Origin of the sequence: Emticicia sp. 17c, from assembly GCF_037153985.1 — a bacterium.
Classification (GTDB): Bacteria; Bacteroidota; Bacteroidia; order Cytophagales; family Spirosomataceae; genus Emticicia.
Genome location: NZ_JBBAYI010000016.1, coordinates 1 through 17,858 on the forward strand (window position 1 = coordinate 1; position 17,858 = coordinate 17,858).

The following is a 17,858-nucleotide window of genomic DNA, read 5'->3' on the forward strand; positions in this document are numbered from 1 at the left end:
TCATATCTGGGGTTCTATTGCTACTGCTTTACTTTTTTGGATGTTTTAACCCATTATTCACATAAATAGCTGATATATAGAATAAAAAAAATTATTCATCGGTCATTTATTCTCTACAATTTTATGAGTAAACTTCAGAAGTACTGTTATATAAAAAGTTTTTTGTAGGCGTGTTCGTAGCCTTGTTTAATTACTTCCCTTATATCTTTTGATGAGAAATCGGTAAGCTCTAAATGAATAGGTTCGTCGGGGCGTATTATCTTGAGATTAATTTTTCTGGCCAGTTTAAAAGAGCCTATACTCATAAAACTTTCAGCATAATTTTCGGCCCATTCAATGTCACTGTTTTCAAACTGGTTTACCGTAATATCTTTTACACGTTCTATCAGGCTCAGAAAATTTCGGTAATTAAAATGCTCCATCGGGCGGTGTTTTGGGTGCGTGGCAATGCAATAAATTTCGGTAGCCCCATCCTCAATCGCTTTTTTTACGGGTACTACTTCTCTTAGACCTCCGTCCATAAAAGCTTCGCGGTGGTCGCCTCCTATCTGAATGGCAGGCATAATAAAAGGCAACGAGCTACTGGCGCGCACATAATCCAGAAAGTGTTGTTCTATGGGGTCGGCATAATGCATTTCGCCGGTATTGATATTAACTGCGCCTACCTTTAAGTAAATGGGGCTTCGGCGTAGCAAATTCATATTCAGGTATTTTCTTAGTTTATCATGCAAAGGGTTGGTGTCAATCAGACCATCGAAGCGGCTCATGATGGTATCAATACCCAACGAAAACTTTGATTTTAAAATACCAATATCAGAAGGTTTTGTAATGTTTTCAAGCCAGAATTTCAGTAGTTTTTTATTAACTAGGTCCCAGTTTATCTCTCCTTTTTCGATATATTGCGCTCCGGCTTCATTTACCATAAAAGTGGCATTTAACGCACCTGCCGAGATTCCATAAATCATTTCGGGTTTGAAACCTGTTTCTAAAATTGCTTGTATGGCGCCAACTTGCCAGGCTCCTTTTAATGAGCCCCCGCCCAAAACTAATGCCTTCATGTATAATGGTTGAAATGAATGAGCGAATTAGTAAATAATTAGACAAAAATTCAAGCATAACTTGCAAAATTAAATTTGGCCGGAGTGATGATTTTAAATCTTAAGCGTTTTATCTTTGAACAAAATTTGGAAAAAGTGCTGCCTTGCATTAGATGAAAAACAGGCAAGTAGCCAAGCTGAGTGAAGTGAGTTTTCAGATTTTTGCGACGAACGAATTAGTATAATTTTTAACAACAAAACCAGACTTGAGTCCTGATTTACTTCTTGATGCCAGAATCTTATGATATAAGATAATTGCAATATTTTTTTGTATTAAAATACTAAAATTTACACAATTATTTAAAAACTGCATTGAAAATCAGAATTCAGTCGTAACATTGTATCGTTAGAGTAAGCTATACACTTACTCATATCTTCATGTCTTTGAATATAAAGCAAATACAGGCGCCGATTGAGCAGGAGTTAAAGGTTTTTGAGAAGAAATTTCGTCAGTCAATGAAAACTGATGTTATGCTTCTTGACCAGATTATGAGCTACATTGTACACCGCAAAGGTAAGCAGGTGCGCCCAATGTTTGTTTTTTTAACTGCCGGCACTTTAGGTACTATCAATGAGTCGACTCACAGAGGAGCAGCCATGATAGAACTCCTACACACAGCCACATTAGTACACGACGACGTTGTGGATGACTCAAATTACAGACGTGGCTTCTTCTCGATTAATGCACTTTGGAAGAATAAAATAGCCGTACTGGTAGGCGACTACCTGTTGTCGCGCGGGTTATTGTTAAGTGTCGATAATCAGGAGTTTAATTTGCTCAAGATTATGTCAACGGCTGTGAAGGAAATGAGCGAAGGTGAACTGCTACAAATGGAAAAAGCCCGCCGCCTTGATATTAACGAAGAACTTTATTATGAAGTAATACGCCAGAAAACAGCTTCTTTGATAGCCTCTTGCTGTGCCGTAGGTGCGGCGTCGGTTGGTTGTAACGAAGCCACTATTGCCGAAGCCAAGTTGCTTGGCGAAAAAATAGGAATGGCTTTCCAGATAAAAGATGATTTGTTTGATTATGGAGACGCCGAAATTGGTAAACCAACCGGTATTGATATTAAAGAGAAAAAAATGACCTTACCCCTGATTTATGCTTTGAATCATGCCGGTTGGTCTGAGAAACGAAATATCATCAATCTGGTAAAAAATCACTCTGAAAATCCTAAAAAAGTAAGCGAAGTAATACAATTTGTGAAACAATCGGGTGGAATACAATACACCACCGAAGTTATGCAACGCTACGTAAGTGAAGCCAAAGATATACTTTTTACTTTTCCTGAATCTGCTTTCCGCCAGTCATTACACGATTTAATTCAATTTACAATTGAACGTACAAAATAAATAGTATATTCTGTATGAATTATTTATTTTGTAAGTTTCGTGTGTTTCGTATGGTCAAAATTTACTGAAAATATATTTTGTTTAAAATTAATGATATTTTTAATATATTTAAAATTTTCAGAATAAAATGAAAATTAATATACTCTTACCTTTAATCTTCCTTGTTGGCTTTTTGTATGGGCAAACCTCCGATGCGCAAGCACAGAAATTCGATGCCATGAAAATAGAGAATTATATTGCCAAACTACCTGCACCCATTAAAATTACTATGGCTGTTGAAAGTATTGCAGGAGAAAAATATTTCATGTATAGAGCTCAGGTAAAAGTACCTGCCGCAAGTATCATAAAAATTCCGGTATTAGCGGCCTTAATGGAGAAAGTAAAACTAGGGCAGATTGATTTAAACGCTAAACATCTACTACAAGCTACCGATAAAACATGGGATACCGGCGTGATAGCCAGTATGCCTGACGGAAAGCAAATTTCTATCCGTGAATTAGCACAGGAAATGATTCGCACAAGTGATAACACCGCCACTAATATTTTAATCGGCAAAGTTGGTATGGCAGGTGTTAATCAAAATTTAATTCGGCTGGGTAGTACTCAAACCAGACTAAACCGTATAATGTTAGACACAATGGCTGTGAAGCAAGGGCGCGAGAACTATGTAAACACATTAGAAATAAATGATTTACTAAGAAAGATTTATCGTAAAGAAGTGGCTACGCCAGCCTTGTGTGAGGAGATGATTGAAATGCTGAAAAACTGTGCCGATACAGCTACGATTCCGAACAAACTACCGAAGACGCTGGTAATTGCCCATAAAACAGGCAGCCTCAGCTACGTTCGTAGTGATGCTGCCATTGTTTACACATCAGAACCTTTTATTATATCTGTTTTTGTAGAAGGTTTTGCGTCTGAAACACAGGCTGAACAAATAATAGCTGATTTGGCCGCCTTGTGTTGGGAAAACCTCAAATAACCTACATTATTCACGCTTTTTAGGTTCATACTTGCGCGGCGCATACAAAAAACCAAATGCTTCTGCGCCGTTTTTGGAATGTACCCTATGATGAACATAATGCGCATTCATAATTCTTTTCATGTATTTGCTTCTGGCAACGAATTTTATTTTTATACGTCGATGCACTATAATATCATGAAAAACAAAGTAGGCTACCCCATAACAGGTTACACCTGCGCCAATCCATGTCAGATACCAGAAATCAGGATTAATATTTCCGTAGATAATACTTGAAGCGGCAATTACACTAAACACTAATGCGTAATAATCATTCTTTTCAAAAAAACCTTTATGGTGTTGGTGGTGGTCTTTATGCCATGCCCAGCCAAACCCATGCATAATGTATTTGTGAGCAAACCATGCCATAAATTCCATAAAACAGAAGGTACCAAAAACAATCAGAAATTTTATTAATAGCATTTGAGTAATGTTTTAATCTGTTAAATCTTTTATATTGTCTTCTTAACACAAAATTAGCATTGAATGTTTGATTTTAGTTAAAGAAGATACTTAATTTGATGCTCATTTATCGCGTAACACCAATACTATTTTATACATAATTTATTTACAATGAAACGACTCACATACTTACTACTCTTTTTAAGCCTCTCGGTTTTTGCCCAAAAGGCACAAAAGCCCGCTCCACTAGCTAAACCCAAGTTAGTATTAGGCATTATGGTTGACCAAATGCGCTACGACTATCTGTACCGTTATTATGATAAATACAGCGAAGGGGGCTTTAAAAGACTAATGAATAAAGGATTTAATTGCCGTAATAATCATTATCATTATGCCAGTACTATTACAGGCCCAGGCCATGCTGCTGTGTATACAGGCTCCGTGCCAGCCGTAAATGGTATTATTGGAAATGACTGGTACGACCCATTGACCAATCGGGTAGTATATGTGGCTGAAGACACAACCGTGGTAGCAGTAGGTACCGACGCAGCCGGAACAGAAGGTAAACGCTCGCCCGTAAATATGAAAACCACTACTATTACCGACCAGTTGCGTCTGGCTACGCATTTTAAATCGAAAGTAATAGGAATAGCCGCCAAAGACCGTGGAGGGATTCTGCCAGCAGGTCATTCGGCCAATGCAGCTTACTGGTTCGATGGCAAATCGGGTAACTGGATTACCAGTACTTATTACATGAACGAGCTTCCACAATGGGTAAAAGATTTTAACGCTCGTAAATTACCTGATTTCTATAAAACTCAAAAATGGGAAACACTTTTCCCGATTGCACAATATACTGAGAGTGATGAAGATAACCAAGAGTATGAAAATGTGATGTCGGGCGAAAAACTACCCATTTTCCCTCATGCCATTAATAGCAATAATGCTATTCTGACCTCGCCTTTTGGGAATAACATGACTAAAGAAATTGCTCTTGCAACGCTAAAAAATGAAAAAATGGGGCAAGGTGCTTATACCGATTTTCTGTGCGTGAGTTTTTCATCGCCTGATTACGTTGGCCACGCCACCGGAACACGTTCAATAGAAGTAGAAGATACATACTTACGCCTTGACCGTGACATCGAAGAAATGTTGAATTACCTGGATGCTACCTTAGGAAAAGGAACTTATACGGTGTTCCTGACAGCCGACCACGCCGCTGCCGACATTCCGGCCTTTTTAAGAAAGAATAAACTTCCGGGTGGTGTTTGGGAAGGTTCAAAAGAAGTAAATTACCTGAATGGCAAAATGGTTGAGAAATTCGGTGAAGGTAAATGGATATTATCAACAGATAATTATCAGATAACCCTAAACCGTGAACTAATGAAGAAGAACAAGGTAGATATGAATGAAATGTTCAAACTGGTACAGGAAGAACTCCTTTCGCTAGGTTCTCCGGTATATCAGGTAGTAAACTTTCATGATATGGCCAATACTGTTATTCCGCCTTTCTATAAAACACTCGTTGAGAATGTCTATAATCCTAAACGTAGCGGTGACTTTATGGTATTGCTAGAGCCGGGCTGGTTCCATAGTGGAAGCAAAAAAGGTACTACGCATGGCACCATGTGGCAATACGACCGCCATGTGCCGTTGCTTTGGTATGGCTGGAATATTCCGGTAGGTGAAACTATTGAGCAAACCTACATTTCTGATATTGCAGCTACGCTGGCCGCTTTGCTGAAAATTCAGGAACCAAGTGGCTGTGTTGGGAAACCTATTAAACCAATATTTGAGAAATAAGCCGGTCATGATGCCAATAAAGCATCATGAATGTTAGAAATGTAAAACTCCTGATTTAGTTTGTGTACTGTAATAAGCACAAATTAATCAGGAGTTTTTATGTATATTGTACTAAGAGATACGCCAATAATTTAGGTCTGAGACTTCAGGTAACCCCAACAATTGATAATCTTATTGTGTTACCTCCGAAAATACTACTTCGTTTGTTGTTTTATCTTTACGAATTTCGAACCAAACAAAATAAGCTGTTACTAAAGTAGATAATACAAAGTAAGCAGCAATGGCAGGTGTTGCCCATGAAATCTGTTGGCTTATGCCGAACCAGTCGCCTGTTTGGTAAATAATAAAAAGCCCGATAAAATTTTTAAGCGTTTCGTACAAAAGTGCAAAAGGGTTTCTATCCATCAGTTCGGTATAGCTAAACACAATCAGAAAAATGAATCCGCCATAAACAAATATTGTAGGGCTGCCTATGCTAGCAATATTGGCAAAGAAATAGCTTATCAGAGTAAACGTAAAAAGGAACTGTACCCATATCCAGCTTTGCATCAGTAACGATGCCTTAGGGGCATATTTTTCAAAATTATAAGGGTCTTCAATTTTATGTATCGGATACTTCGCTGCTACATCTTCGGGTCTCCAGCCAGTAGGCATAAACCATATTCTTAGTTTATCTTTCCAGCTTTTTGCCCTGTAAGCATCCTGTATAAGTAACCAAAGATGTTGAAAATTTATTTTAATCGGATTCCATGTACTAACTGGCCGTGTAATGCCATACACTGGCGGTATATTCGGAAGTTCCTCCTGAAAGGTGCCAAATAATTTATCCCAGATGATAAATATCTGTGAATGGTTTTTGTCCAGATATATGGGGTTAATAGCATGATGCACCCGATGATGTGAAGGGGTAACAATAATTTTTTCCAGAAAACCCATATTACCAATATAGGTTGTATGATACCAGAACTGCGCAAACAAGTGTAACGGTGCAACAATAGCAATTACTTTTTCGTCAACGCCTAATAGGGCAGCAGGTAACAAAAAAATAGTAAAAATATTAATGAAGGTAGATATACTCTGGCGCAAGGCACAAGCCAGATTAAACTCTTCGCTGCTATGATGAATGGCGTGTTTGTTCCAGAAGAAATTAATCTGATGGCTCAATCGATGTACCCAGTAGCCCGAAAAATCTAAAGCAATAAAGGCAATAATGTAGGTCCAGATGGTTGACTCTACTTTATAAATAGCCAGATGTTTCACCATCCAGCCGTAAGTAAGCAGCGAAATACTCAAGCCTAGCACATCTTTAACAATATTGGTATAGCCAGAGGTCATGCTGGAAAGCATATCCATGGTTTTGAATGATTCTTTTTTAAAGAACCACCCATATAGTTTTTCTAATAGTACTAATGCCAAGAATGCGGGCATTGCAATATTAAGGATTTTGCCGTAGGTTTCCATTATAGTATGCTTGCATAATATTTATGATGCAAGATAGTAATATTCTGAGAAAATATAAAGTTTTTTATAGAAACAGATTGTTGTCTTTACGTAAGATACGCAGTATGAGTAAAACGAATAAAAATGCTTTATAAATGTTATAAAGACTGAAATTATTCGATTTAGGCGGAAGATTTGCTGAATTGCGACTGGAGCAATTGTTATTATTTCTTTACTACGGTATAGATTTTCCGTTGTTCATTTGTCATAATAAAGTCAGTATTATTGATGTAATTTAGGGCCTCCATCTGATTCCGACCTACTTTTATGCAGCCTTTAGGCTTCGAAAAATCAATTTTTCCTGCGCTTATTTCAAAAGTATAAATTTTACCGTACGATAGTAATGCAAACTCTTTTCCGTCGGGGCTTATGTCGGCGGCTGTAACGGGGCTTTTCAGGAAAACGCTGTCCTGTGGGCTTATGGTATAATCTCCGGCTTTGTCTGGAATCATATACAATTTTGTATGGTGTTTTTTCGACCAGTCTTTTGAAAAAAGGTATAAATTGCCACCATGCCAGAAAAAGGCTTCGCAGTCAAAAACACGTTTTTGTGCCGGAAACTCCGTTTGGTCGGCATACCGGAAGGTTATTTTTTCTGTTTTATTATTTTTATGTTTATAAATACACAGGTCTTTACGGGCCTGATTATTATTGCCAAAATCGCCGATATAAATATTGCCCTCATTATCTTTAGTTAGTTCTTCCCAATCAATATTTACGGCATCGTTAATAAGTAAAGTGTCAAAAACGTATCCACGTTTGTCAATCATGTATAGTTCAGCGTTGCCACCACCATCATTATGGGTCCAGTAATAATTTTCCTGCCAAGCATTAGCGAGGCCCGAATTTTCATTGATACAAACAGGGAGCGTGCCTGTTTTGGTAATCGTATATTGCGCTTTAGCTGCCTGAAAGTTACTTCTCTTTATTTCTGAATGACAATTGCAGGTGGCAACTTTCAGCGAGAACAAAAACATATAAAACTTATACAGAAACATAAATTTGGTTAACGATTTTTTAAATCGCTTCTAAAATTTTGAATTTAGACAACAAGTTAATTAATTTTGAGTTGTTTGGAAACAGGTATCTGTAAATAGTCTTTTAAATAGTTTCTAACCTATTCTTTATGCAGCCTTATCAACAGCCTTTCTACACGCGTCTTGCTTATGTACTCATTTCACTAGTTATTGTGATTTACGGAATGTACATCCTGAAAGACTTGCTGGTTCCGCTTACCTTTTCGGGTATTATAGCTTTATTATTATTACCTGTATGCCATTTTCTCGAAAAATTCATTGCGCGCTGGCTTGCTATTACATTATCTATTTTATTGATGCTGGCATTTCTGAGCTTGTTTTTTTATGTAATATATGTGCAGATAATGGATTTGGAGGAGGTATTGCCTCAGTTAACTGAAAAAGCCGAAATCTGGTACCGGAAAATCCAGTTTATCATTCGTGATAACTTTCATATCAGCCGTACCAAACAACGCATAGAAGGGCAAAAGTACCTTACCGAGTTCTTAAAGAACAATAGTGATATTCTTACCAATACGCTTTCTACCACTACTGGTTTGTTAGGTAATTTATCGCTTATTCCGTTATATGTATTTCTGCTATTACTGTATCGTGATTTCATCAGGGTATTTTTTTATAAAGCCCTTAAACCTGTGAGCAACCACAGAGTAGACGTAGTGATGAAAAAAGTAAAAGATGTAGTGGTAAACTATGTAGTAGGTTTAGTAATCGTAATAGGCATTATAGGAATTTTAAACACGTTGGGTTTGTTCATTCTGGGTATTGACCACGCCTTTTTCTTCGGCTTTTTTGCGGCTGTTTTAGTGTTATTGCCATACATTGGCGTTACCATTGGGTCTTTATTGCCTATTTTATTTGCACTCATTACGAAAGATTCGGCTTGGTATGCTATTGGCGTAGCTTTATTGTTTGGTGGGGTACAGTTTCTGGAAGGTAATTTTATTACGCCTTATGTAGTTGGCTCAAAGGTAAGTATCAATTCGATGGCGGCTATTATTGCGCTCATTATCTTTGGTAATCTGTGGGGGTTGGCAGGGTTAGTATTAGCATTGCCAATTACGGCAATTATTAAAGTAATATTCGACTCGATAGAAAGTTTAAGACCTTATGGTTTCTTAATTGGTGATGCCGACCACGCCGATGTAAAGAAAAGGCGCATTTAAATAACAAAAAATCGGTTTGCTTGCATAAATACTTATGAAAGCAAACCGAAAATCAGACACAATAAATTACTAACGTAAAGGTATTGTCATAAGCTTATAAAGCTACTAAGGTCCTTTGCAGAGATAAATCTGCTTTTTTTACGAAAGTAATAGGTACAAACTCTTCAGTTGGAGAACCGATGTAGTAGAGTGTCCAGTCTTGGTCATACCTCGACAACATGTTTCTGATACATTCTGCGCGGTCAACCGTCGGGAACTCGCACTCATCCCAATAGAATAGCTCAACACGATAATGGAGCTGTTGCTTTAATCCATTAATGGTAACCTCGATTTCGATTTCCTGCTTTCCTGGAAGCGAAGGAATCGGGATAGCTATATGTGCCATAGTAAATTATTAATAAAAAAAGAGATAGCCAAGAGGCGGTTAGTTCCCTACCTCCTGACGGTCTCCTGCTGCTAGTCGCTTTTAAGAGATTTTATAGGATTCATTAACGCTGCTTTTATAGACTGGTAGCTAACCGTTAACAAGGCAATGACAGCCGCCATAACACCTGCAATCAGGAAGACCCACCATTCAATTTCGATACGATAGGCGTATTTTTTTAGCCAGTTATTCATTAAATACCAAGCTAATGGGAAGGCAATCAGGGCAGAAACCAACACCAGTTTCAGGAAATCTTTCGATAACATGGTGATAATGCTTACTACGCTGGCTCCCAGTACTTTTCTTACACCAATTTCTTTGGTACGTTGTTCGGCGGTAAACATGGCCAGACCGAATAAGCCCAGACACGAAATAAAAATAGCCAGAAAAGCAAAGTAATTGGCTAGTTTACTCACTACGTTTTCGCCTTTATACTGGTCAGCAAACTCTAAATCGGTAAATCGGTAGCCAAAAGGGAAACTCGGATTAAACTTTTTAGCGGCTTTTTCCATACTGGCCACAGCTTCACGTGATTGGCCCGGTTGTGTACGAACAATTATCTGCCCCCAGTTGTCTTGCCCGCGTTGAAAATTGAGAATAAGCGGTGGAATGTTCTCGTGTAAAGAGTTAATATGGAAGTTTTTAACCACACCAATAATAGTTCCCTTATTGCCCCACATGGTCATTTCTTTCCCGACCGGATTCTTCATGCCCATTTTCTTAGCCGCTTCTTCATTAATAATGTAATTAGAAGTATCAGTGCTGAAAGTTGGCGAAAAATCTCGACCATCTTTCAACTGAATACCCATCGTCGATAAATAATCATAAGAAACCGGATTCTGCGAGAATAGGATAATCTTGGTAGTGTCTTTGCCTGGCCACGTTACACCTTGGGTTGAGTTACCTACTTGCAGTGGGTCGGCCATTGAGCAGGTAACAGATTTAATGCCCGGCATGGTTAACAACTCTTGCTTGAAAGATTTATATTTTGATGCAAGGTCACCTTCTATGGGCATATATAAGAGGTTTTCGCGGTCGAAACCCAGATTTTTACTTTGAATGTAATCAATCTGGCGGTACACCACTATCATACCCACAATGAGCATAATAGATAACCCAAACTGAAATACAACCAGCCCTTTACGGAAAAGCGTGGCACTTGGTTTAAATTTCAAGGCTCCTTTTAATACAACTACGGGGCGCAAAGACGACATAAACAAAGCCGGATAACTACCCGAAACCAGACCTGTAACAATAGTTAAGCCTAACAGAATGAGCAGGAAGGTCGGGTTGGTGAAATCGAGACTTAAATGTTTGTCAGTTAAAGTATTAAATGTTGGCAATATGATAAATACAATCATAATGGCAAATACCAAACCTAAGAAAGCAATAATGAGCGATTCGCCCAGAAACTGGCTTATTAAAGAGAATTTAACAGCACCTACTACTTTGCGGACTCCTACTTCTTTGGCTCTTTTAATAGAACGTGCCGTAGCCAGATTCATGAAGTTAATGCACGCAATTACCAGAATAAAAATGGCAATGACAGAAAACATTTTTACGTAATCGATTCGGCCGCCATCTTGCACGCCAGCTTTATAATTTGAATACAAATAGGCGTCTTCGTAGGGTTGTAAGAAAAGCTCTACATTGCTGTTTGGGTTTTTAGTTTTAATGTAGCCTTTTATTTTTTTCTGAACTTTATCAATAGAAGCATTTTTATTGAGCATTACGTAGCATCTTGGGCCGTTGTTGCCCCATTGTTTTGCCCAATCGTTATTTTTTAACCATTGTTCGTAACTCATTAAAAAATCGAATTTCAACGACGACTGGTCTGGAATATCTTTCAGTATACCTGTTACCATTACATCGGCTTTGTTATCAATTCTGATAGTTTTGCCTAAGGCACTTTGGTTCGGAAAATACTTGGTGGCTAGTTTTTTAGATATAACTACACCGTCGGGGCGTTTAAGAGCCGTGCGAGCATCGCCTTCGGCCAGCTCGAAACTAAACATATTCAGGAAATCGCCATCAACCATGCGGCCTTTTTCCTTTTCAAAAATATTACCTACCGTAAAAACAGGCGTTTCTTGCCAGAGAATCTGGCTTGCCATTTCAATTTCAGGAATATCTTTGGTAATGTGTTGTGATAAAATACCGGGTGTAGAAGCGTAGGTGAAGGTGTCGCCAGAATAAAACTGGTTTTCCATGACCCGATAAAGACGGCTTCCATTTTTGTGGAATTTATCTTTATTGAGTTCGTCTTGCAGCCAGAGCATAATTAACAGGCTGCAAGCCATACCGAGGGCTAAACCCAGAACGTTAATGAGGCTGAACGTCTTGTTTTTCCAAAGATTCCGCCATGCAATTTTTAAGTAGTTGCTTATCATAATTTTGTATAAGAAATAGGCCTTTTTCGATAATATAGTTAACAAACCTTATACCAAAAAATATAAGTCATTGATTATGAGGTGTTTGTGTAAATTGCTTGCGCTTGAAAATGTCCGTTTTCGGACAAGCCTTGTTCAATTCTGGACAAGTGCTTGCGTTTGCCAGCTAGCAGTCAGGCTTATGCAGATGCTTCACGAGCCTCTCGGTACGTACAAAAAATGGCCTTGTAGTATTTTATTTATTAAGCTCAATTGATGTTTCTTATATTTGTATAGATAAAATCAAATACCTTGAACCTCCAGCAATTAGAATATATTGTAGCCGTTGATAAATACCGGCATTTTTTAAAAGCAGCAGATGCCTGCTTTGTAACGCAAGCTACGCTTAGCATGATGGTAAAGAAACTGGAGGAAGAACTGGAAGTAATTATTTTTGATAGAAGCAAACAACCTGTTGTGCCAACTGATACGGGTCGTAAAATAATAGAACAGGCACAGTTGATTCTGAAAGAAACGCGTATTCTGAAGGAAATAGCTAATACTATTAAGAATGAGGTTAAAGGGCATTTACGAATCGGAATTATACCAACTTTAGCCCCTTATCTGCTGCCTTTGTTCTTATATGATTTATTAAAGAAGTATCCTGAAGTAAAAATAAGAATCAGTGAGTTGAATACAGACCAGATAATTGACCAACTCAGTAATGATTTAATTGATGTGGGTATTCTGGCTACACCCGTAGGCGTAGACGGTATAAAAGAGTATCCTTTATTTTATGAGAAGTTACTGGCCTATGTGTCGGAGAGTGAAGAAAAACTCAACAGGAAATATATTCTTCCCGAAGATATTGATGTGAATCGCTTATGGTTACTTGAAGAAGGCCATTGTTTACGCTCACAGATGATGAATCTTTGTGAATTACGTAAGAAAAACACCGACTTAGGTAACCTTGAATATGAGGCAGGTAGTATTGAGTCTTTATTAAAAATTGTAGAAATCAACCACGGCATTACAGTTATTCCAGAGTTGGCTGCTATCAATTTTGATGAAAAGAAAAAAAGCCAGATACGTGAATTTAAAGCACCTGTACCCGTGCGCGAAATAAGTTTGGTAACGTACAGGCACTTTGTTAAGACCAGATTACTTGAAGTGCTGCGGCAGGAAATAAAAGAGGCTGTGTCGGCATATATATCCGAAGAAACCAATGAACAAGTTATAATAGATATATAAATCAGGACATATATTCCCACGCACTCTGATAAGCCCCTGTTTGTTCGGCAAAAGCAATAAAATCGGCATAAAAAGGAAAAGTAGCCAAAGTAGCACTGTCGCCAACAATAACCAGTTTTTTTCTGGCGCGGGTCATGGCTACATTCATCCGGCGGATGTCGGCCAGAAAACCAATGTTTCCTTCTTCGTTGCTTCGGGTCATGCTTATGTAAACGATGTCACGCTCTTGCCCTTGAAAGCTATCAATGGTATTAATGGCAATTTTAGAGGCATATTCTTCCAAATCAGGAGAATTGGCCAGTAAATCTTGAAGTATACGAATTTGCTCTTTATAAGGCGAAATAACCGCAATTGTCGGGAAATGCTTTACGTCATAATATGGCTTTAACTGCCCAACAAGCAAATGGAGGTGTTTAAATAAAAAAGCTGCTTCTTCGGGGTTGGTTGTGCTGGTTCCTTCCAGTTTTTCGTCGAAACTACATCCGGCAGTATCAATAAATGCTACGGCTGAATCGTTGTCAAACAATAAGCGTTTTGCCACAGCTTCGTTGGCTTTTAGCCTGTTCTGGTAAAAAACCTGTGACGAGAAAGCCATAATTTGTTCGTGCATACGGTACTGTTCTTCTAATAGCACAACAGATTCGGGGTGTAGTTCAACGAGTTTTTCAAGTAAAGTAGTGTTAAGCCCTTGCCGCCCTGCCTCGTTCGATTTAACGGTAGGAGGGAGCTGGCAATGGTCTCCGGCAAGCACTACCTTCTGCGCTTTCAGCACAGGTATCCAGCAAGCAGGCTCAAGGGCTTGCCCAGCCTCATCAATAATAACTGTGTTGAAGCGTAACTTTGCAACGGTATAATTGTTTGAGCCTACCAGCGTAGCCGTAATTACCTGCGCTTTCGCTACCACATCATCAATAATATATTGCTCCGACTTCTCCACTTCTTTCATAATCTTATGTGCTTCATCAAACAGTAACTTACGTTGGTCGCGTTCGGCCTTACCAAAGTTACGTTTATATTTATGAGCCATATTTTTATATTCCTGCGCCTGTTTTCTGAGCTTTTTTATTTCTTTCATCAGGCTGTGTTCGGTCATTTTGCTGTCTAGCGTCAGGGCCATTAAGCGTTCGGTTACCTTAGCCGGATTTCCTACTCTTAACACATTCAGGCCTTGCTGGTGAAGTTTTTCGCTCAGTAAATCAACGGCCGTATTGCTAGGAGCTACTACCAATATTTGTTTACCTTCTTGCTGATATAACGCTTTTACCGCCTGTACTAATGTAGTGGTTTTGCCTGTGCCGGGTGGGCCATGCACAATAGCTAATTCGTTGGCTTGTACTATTTTTTTTACTGCCAATACCTGAGACGCATTCAAAGTCGGGATGTTTATCGGGCTTGATTCATCCTGAAAAGTGGGCGATTCCTGACCCGTAAGTATACGAATTAACCTGTTTTCGCCTTTTTCATTCAATGCCGATGCCTGTTTGAGGGCCTCCTGCATTTCTTCATAACTATTGTCATCGAAAAGTACTTCTACACCTAGCTTCCCATCACGGCTCCAGTCGGGTAGCTCGTCGGTGCGTAGTGTTATCTTTAAACGATTGTTATATTGGTAAGAAATGGTTCCTTCTACACGGTCGTTTTTGGCATCATGATTACTAAAAAATACCGCAGGCATTCCGTTTCTTAGCTGATGGGCTATATCCTGATGCGTTGTGCGTTCAAGCTCTACTGTGAGATAATCTCCACGGCTTATTTCTGTTCCTCTGATGGCCACAGGATACCAGCATAAACCATTGGCACGGCGTTCTGAAACTGAGGTTTGTTCGGTTAGTTTTTTGTATTGATTGTGGTCTTCTTCCCGCTCAATCTTTAGTAGGTCGAGTAACTTTCTGAAATAGTTCATACCACAAAGGTAATACTAAAAATACTTTTTAACCGAAAAGAAACAGGTTAGTAGGTTTACTTTATGTCTACTGCTTTATAATGTAGCCGCCAGCCTTTATGGGTGTTGCTGTTATTAGTAACAAACCAAACCAGCACCCGATTATACCAACTTGTAATCACAGGCGGAATTTTAGGGCCGCTAAAAATGGCTAATATGGGGTAATTGGTGCCATCATCGGCAAAAATATATACTTGGTCAAACTGGGCTTCGGTATCAAACGCTTCAAAATTTATATCAATTACCTTATCTTTAGGTACTTCAATCAGCCATTTGCAACTACACCTGTTGGCATAATTTTCTGGCCCGCTACCATCTTCAATATAGCCTTCTTCACCTCCGACAAGCACTTTGTCACGACAGTAAAGTGCGCTGGAGTCAATGGGTTGGGCTTCATAGTAGAGAAAAGCATTTTTGCCTTTAAATGGTCTGGTTAAAAAATGTACCTGAAAAGAGTCAGCCGTAAATACATAAGGCTGAGATAACTGTTGAGCAGTTAAAGTAGTATCTTTTCTTTGCTGATTCTGGAAAGTAGAAACGGCAAAAGTATTTTTTAAGGGTAAGGGTTGGCTAAGTAATAATTTATAACTCGGAAAACGCCCTAAGGGGCTTACATGAAAAATAGCTTCTTTAGTAGCTGGTTGCCACAAAGGTAAATAGGCTTTAGACTGAACAAAACGGCTTGATGATTGTTTGGTTAAAATATAATTATTAAGTGCATAAACATTTACTAAGCCTGCACCCAATTTGCCATAATAGAGCGGATTGTAAGCATCAACGGGCTGTGCGGTATTTTTTAGTAGCCGGTCGAAGTCAGCAGCTTGTAAGTCAGGATAAGCAGCCATAAAAGAGGCAACAATGCCCCCAACAACAGGTGTAGCTGCCGATGTTGCAGACAAATAGTGGTTAAAATCGGTTTCGTAGGGGTAACACGTGGCAATAGAATCGGCTGGAGCAACAATATCTATAAACACACCATAGTTTGATACAAGCTCTTTTCTTCTGTTTTTATCAATACCCGCTACTGCAATAGCCCACGGAAACGCCGCAGGCATAACGGGCGTATCGGCATAGAAATTACCTGCTGAAGCCACTACTACAACGCCTTGAGCCTGTGCTTTTTTCAGAATAGCTTCTTGAGTTACGTCAAACTTGCCTCCGCTCCAACAGGCAATAATTATATCAGCTTTTTGTTCCAATGCGTATTTTATACCCTCGTAGCCGTCGGTAATATAGTTACTCTGACGAATGTCAGAGGAGGTTTTGATAGGAAGAATCTGAAAAGAAGTGGCTGTTTGGCAGAGCTTCTGGAGGGTTTGAGCCAGTATGCCCGCTACTTTGGTGCCATGTGAAAAACGTTGGATAGCATGTGGCGGTGGATTGACGTTATTATCGTTGTCTGAAAAATCCCAGCCTACGCTGTCATCAATTTTGCCGTTATTGTCATCATCCAGATTATTACCCGGAATTTCGCGAAGATTTTGATAATAATAAGATTTCAAGAATGGGTTTGTCAGGTCGAAAGCATCATCTACAACGGCAATAATGATATTTTTTTTGGGTACGAGTTTTTGGAAATCGGGTTTTACACCAATTTCCTTCCAGAGCCAGTCGTTTTTATCTGCTTGAGCAAATATTAATGCAGGCAGATAAATCAGAACCTGTGCTAAAATGTAGGTTTTGACGAAGAAAGAGGACCTCACTGGTTTAATATTTATCCTGTATAATATAGTATTCAAACCCACCTTTTTGTCCGAGGATATAATTGCTACTTAAACCTGGTCCTTGACCTCGATGTACAGGCACCCGTCCTCTTAAATCAGGTAAAGCAAAGGTTGACAAACCATCGCCGCCGAATTCAGTACCTAGTAAGGCATAAAGCGGTGTATTTTGAGAGATAGATAGGAGCTGTCCGTCGCAGGCAGCCCAACCACGAGGAGCAAAATTAAAACTATACATAGATATTTCGCCTAGAAATGGCTCATATCCGTTTCTGGTTGGAAACCCGCCTTCCAAAGAAATACAAAAATTAATGACAAGATATGGCTGAAGGTTAGTAATATTGGTAGCCGGCTTAGGATTGGTATTTACCCAGTTGTTGCCGTCCCATGTCAGGAGTTGCCCCACGGCTGTACCCGCATTAAGCTTGATATTATTAGAAACAATACTAATAGGGGCTGTGGCCGAAAAAGACGTACTGGTGTCGAGTGGTTTCCAAGCAGTACCAGTCCAGAAATAAAAACCTTTGGGCTGATTTCCGCCTATGTTATAAACTAAAAGACCCTCAGTGGGGCTACTAACAGGGCTGGCAGACGATAAACTGGCCGTAAGTGTAATTTTAGGTACAACAATACCATTATCTGTCGAGGTAGCAGTAATATTAGGCTGGCTATTACCCGGAGTAATAGTAGTAGACTGGGCGTTGGCTTTAATAAACGAGGCATACAAAAGACTTATGCCAATACTCAATAGTTTATGAAAAATTTTCATGGTTTA

At 39.0% G+C, this 17,858-nt stretch carries 14 protein-coding genes; 5 read left to right on the plus strand and 9 right to left on the minus strand.

Going from position 1 to position 17,858, the window contains the following annotated elements; genetic code table 11:
* Positions 1-146: 146 nt before the first annotated feature.
* Entirely contained in the window at positions 147-1,058 is a 912-nt protein-coding gene (locus WAA15_RS22310; protein WP_337045065.1) for a patatin-like phospholipase family protein, read from the minus strand.
* 417 nt (positions 1,059-1,475) lie between these two features.
* On the opposite strand from WAA15_RS22310, the gene WAA15_RS22315 reads away from it, so the two are divergent.
* Together WAA15_RS22315 and WAA15_RS22320 are read left to right on the plus strand one after the other, a co-directional pair.
* A complete protein-coding gene (locus WAA15_RS22315; protein ID WP_337045066.1) occupies positions 1,476-2,450 on the plus strand; it encodes a polyprenyl synthetase family protein in 975 nt (324 codons plus the stop codon).
* A gap of 127 nt (positions 2,451-2,577) precedes the next feature.
* Entirely contained in the window at positions 2,578-3,432 is an 855-nt protein-coding gene (locus WAA15_RS22320; protein ID WP_337045067.1) for a serine hydrolase, read from the plus strand.
* A gap of 6 nt (positions 3,433-3,438) precedes the next feature.
* On the opposite strand, the gene WAA15_RS22325 is transcribed toward WAA15_RS22320, so the two are convergent.
* Positions 3,439-3,894: a beta-carotene hydroxylase gene (locus WAA15_RS22325; protein WP_337045068.1), complete on the minus strand. Its 456-nt coding sequence runs from the start codon at positions 3,892-3,894 to the stop codon at positions 3,439-3,441.
* 150 nt (positions 3,895-4,044) lie between these two features.
* On the opposite strand from WAA15_RS22325, the gene pafA reads away from it, so the two are divergent.
* Positions 4,045-5,676 (plus strand): alkaline phosphatase PafA, encoded by a 1,632-nt coding sequence (gene pafA / locus WAA15_RS22330; RefSeq protein ID WP_337045069.1) that lies wholly within the window; start codon positions 4,045-4,047, stop codon positions 5,674-5,676.
* A 171-nt stretch (positions 5,677-5,847) separates the two neighbouring features.
* Here the strand turns inward: pafA and WAA15_RS22335 are convergent, their stop codons facing one another.
* Both WAA15_RS22335 and WAA15_RS22340 read right to left on the minus strand, forming a co-directional pair.
* The gene (locus WAA15_RS22335; protein ID WP_337045070.1) at positions 5,848-7,104 is read right to left on the minus strand and encodes a sterol desaturase family protein; all 1,257 of its coding nucleotides are present in this window, start codon (positions 7,102-7,104) and stop codon (positions 5,848-5,850) included.
* 236 nt (positions 7,105-7,340) lie between these two features.
* Positions 7,341-8,174, minus strand: a complete 834-nt coding sequence (locus WAA15_RS22340; protein ID WP_337045071.1) for a hypothetical protein — start codon at positions 8,172-8,174, stop codon at positions 7,341-7,343.
* Positions 8,175-8,302: 128 nt separating this feature from the next.
* On the opposite strand from WAA15_RS22340, the gene WAA15_RS22345 reads away from it, so the two are divergent.
* Positions 8,303-9,376: an AI-2E family transporter gene (locus WAA15_RS22345; RefSeq protein WP_337045072.1), complete on the plus strand. Its 1,074-nt coding sequence runs from the start codon at positions 8,303-8,305 to the stop codon at positions 9,374-9,376.
* Positions 9,377-9,470: 94 nt separating this feature from the next.
* On the opposite strand, the gene WAA15_RS22350 is transcribed toward WAA15_RS22345, so the two are convergent.
* Positions 9,471-9,761: a hypothetical protein gene (locus WAA15_RS22350; RefSeq protein ID WP_337045073.1), complete on the minus strand. Its 291-nt coding sequence runs from the start codon at positions 9,759-9,761 to the stop codon at positions 9,471-9,473.
* Positions 9,762-9,832: 71 nt separating this feature from the next.
* The gene (locus WAA15_RS22355; RefSeq protein ID WP_337045074.1) at positions 9,833-12,190 is read right to left on the minus strand and encodes an ABC transporter permease; all 2,358 of its coding nucleotides are present in this window, start codon (positions 12,188-12,190) and stop codon (positions 9,833-9,835) included.
* Positions 12,191-12,481: 291 nt separating this feature from the next.
* Here WAA15_RS22355 and WAA15_RS22360 point away from each other — a divergent pair, with 291 nt between their 5' ends.
* Positions 12,482-13,420 (plus strand): LysR substrate-binding domain-containing protein, encoded by a 939-nt coding sequence (locus WAA15_RS22360; protein ID WP_337045075.1) that lies wholly within the window; start codon positions 12,482-12,484, stop codon positions 13,418-13,420.
* A gap of 1 nt (position 13,421) precedes the next feature.
* Here WAA15_RS22360 and WAA15_RS22365 read toward each other — a convergent pair whose 3' ends face one another.
* From WAA15_RS22365 to WAA15_RS22375, 3 genes are read right to left on the minus strand one after another with little or no spacing between them, the layout of a single operon-like run.
* Complete coding sequence (locus tag WAA15_RS22365; RefSeq protein WP_337045076.1) at positions 13,422-15,323, minus strand: AAA domain-containing protein; 1,902 nt, start codon at positions 15,321-15,323, stop codon at positions 13,422-13,424.
* A 56-nt stretch (positions 15,324-15,379) separates the two neighbouring features.
* A complete protein-coding gene (locus WAA15_RS22370; protein ID WP_337045077.1) occupies positions 15,380-17,065 on the minus strand; it encodes a S8 family serine peptidase in 1,686 nt (561 codons plus the stop codon).
* 4 nt (positions 17,066-17,069) lie between these two features.
* Complete coding sequence (locus WAA15_RS22375; protein ID WP_337045078.1) at positions 17,070-17,852, minus strand: phage tail protein; 783 nt, start codon at positions 17,850-17,852, stop codon at positions 17,070-17,072.
* Positions 17,853-17,858: the final 6 nt, after the last annotated feature.

What these genes read in the sequence shown, in the direction of transcription:
- WAA15_RS22310 (WP_337045065.1), bottom strand. Translation starts at nt 1,058, where the DNA reads ATGAAGGCATTAGTTTTGGGCGGGGGCTCATTAAAAGGAGCCTGGCAA.
- WAA15_RS22315 (WP_337045066.1), top strand. Translation starts at nt 1,476, where the DNA reads ATGTCTTTGAATATAAAGCAAATACAGGCGCCGATTGAGCAGGAGTTA.
- WAA15_RS22320 (WP_337045067.1), top strand. Translation starts at nt 2,578, where the DNA reads ATGAAAATTAATATACTCTTACCTTTAATCTTCCTTGTTGGCTTTTTG.
- WAA15_RS22325 (WP_337045068.1), bottom strand. Translation starts at nt 3,894, where the DNA reads ATGCTATTAATAAAATTTCTGATTGTTTTTGGTACCTTCTGTTTTATG.
- pafA (WP_337045069.1), top strand. Translation starts at nt 4,045, where the DNA reads ATGAAACGACTCACATACTTACTACTCTTTTTAAGCCTCTCGGTTTTT.
- WAA15_RS22335 (WP_337045070.1), bottom strand. Translation starts at nt 7,104, where the DNA reads ATGCCCGCATTCTTGGCATTAGTACTATTAGAAAAACTATATGGGTGG.
- WAA15_RS22340 (WP_337045071.1), bottom strand. Translation starts at nt 8,174, where the DNA reads ATGTTTCTGTATAAGTTTTATATGTTTTTGTTCTCGCTGAAAGTTGCC.
- WAA15_RS22345 (WP_337045072.1), top strand. Translation starts at nt 8,303, where the DNA reads ATGCAGCCTTATCAACAGCCTTTCTACACGCGTCTTGCTTATGTACTC.
- WAA15_RS22350 (WP_337045073.1), bottom strand. Translation starts at nt 9,761, where the DNA reads ATGGCACATATAGCTATCCCGATTCCTTCGCTTCCAGGAAAGCAGGAA.
- WAA15_RS22355 (WP_337045074.1), bottom strand. Translation starts at nt 12,190, where the DNA reads ATGATAAGCAACTACTTAAAAATTGCATGGCGGAATCTTTGGAAAAAC.
- WAA15_RS22365 (WP_337045076.1), bottom strand. Translation starts at nt 15,323, where the DNA reads ATGAACTATTTCAGAAAGTTACTCGACCTACTAAAGATTGAGCGGGAA.
- WAA15_RS22375 (WP_337045078.1), bottom strand. Translation starts at nt 17,852, where the DNA reads ATGAAAATTTTTCATAAACTATTGAGTATTGGCATAAGTCTTTTGTAT.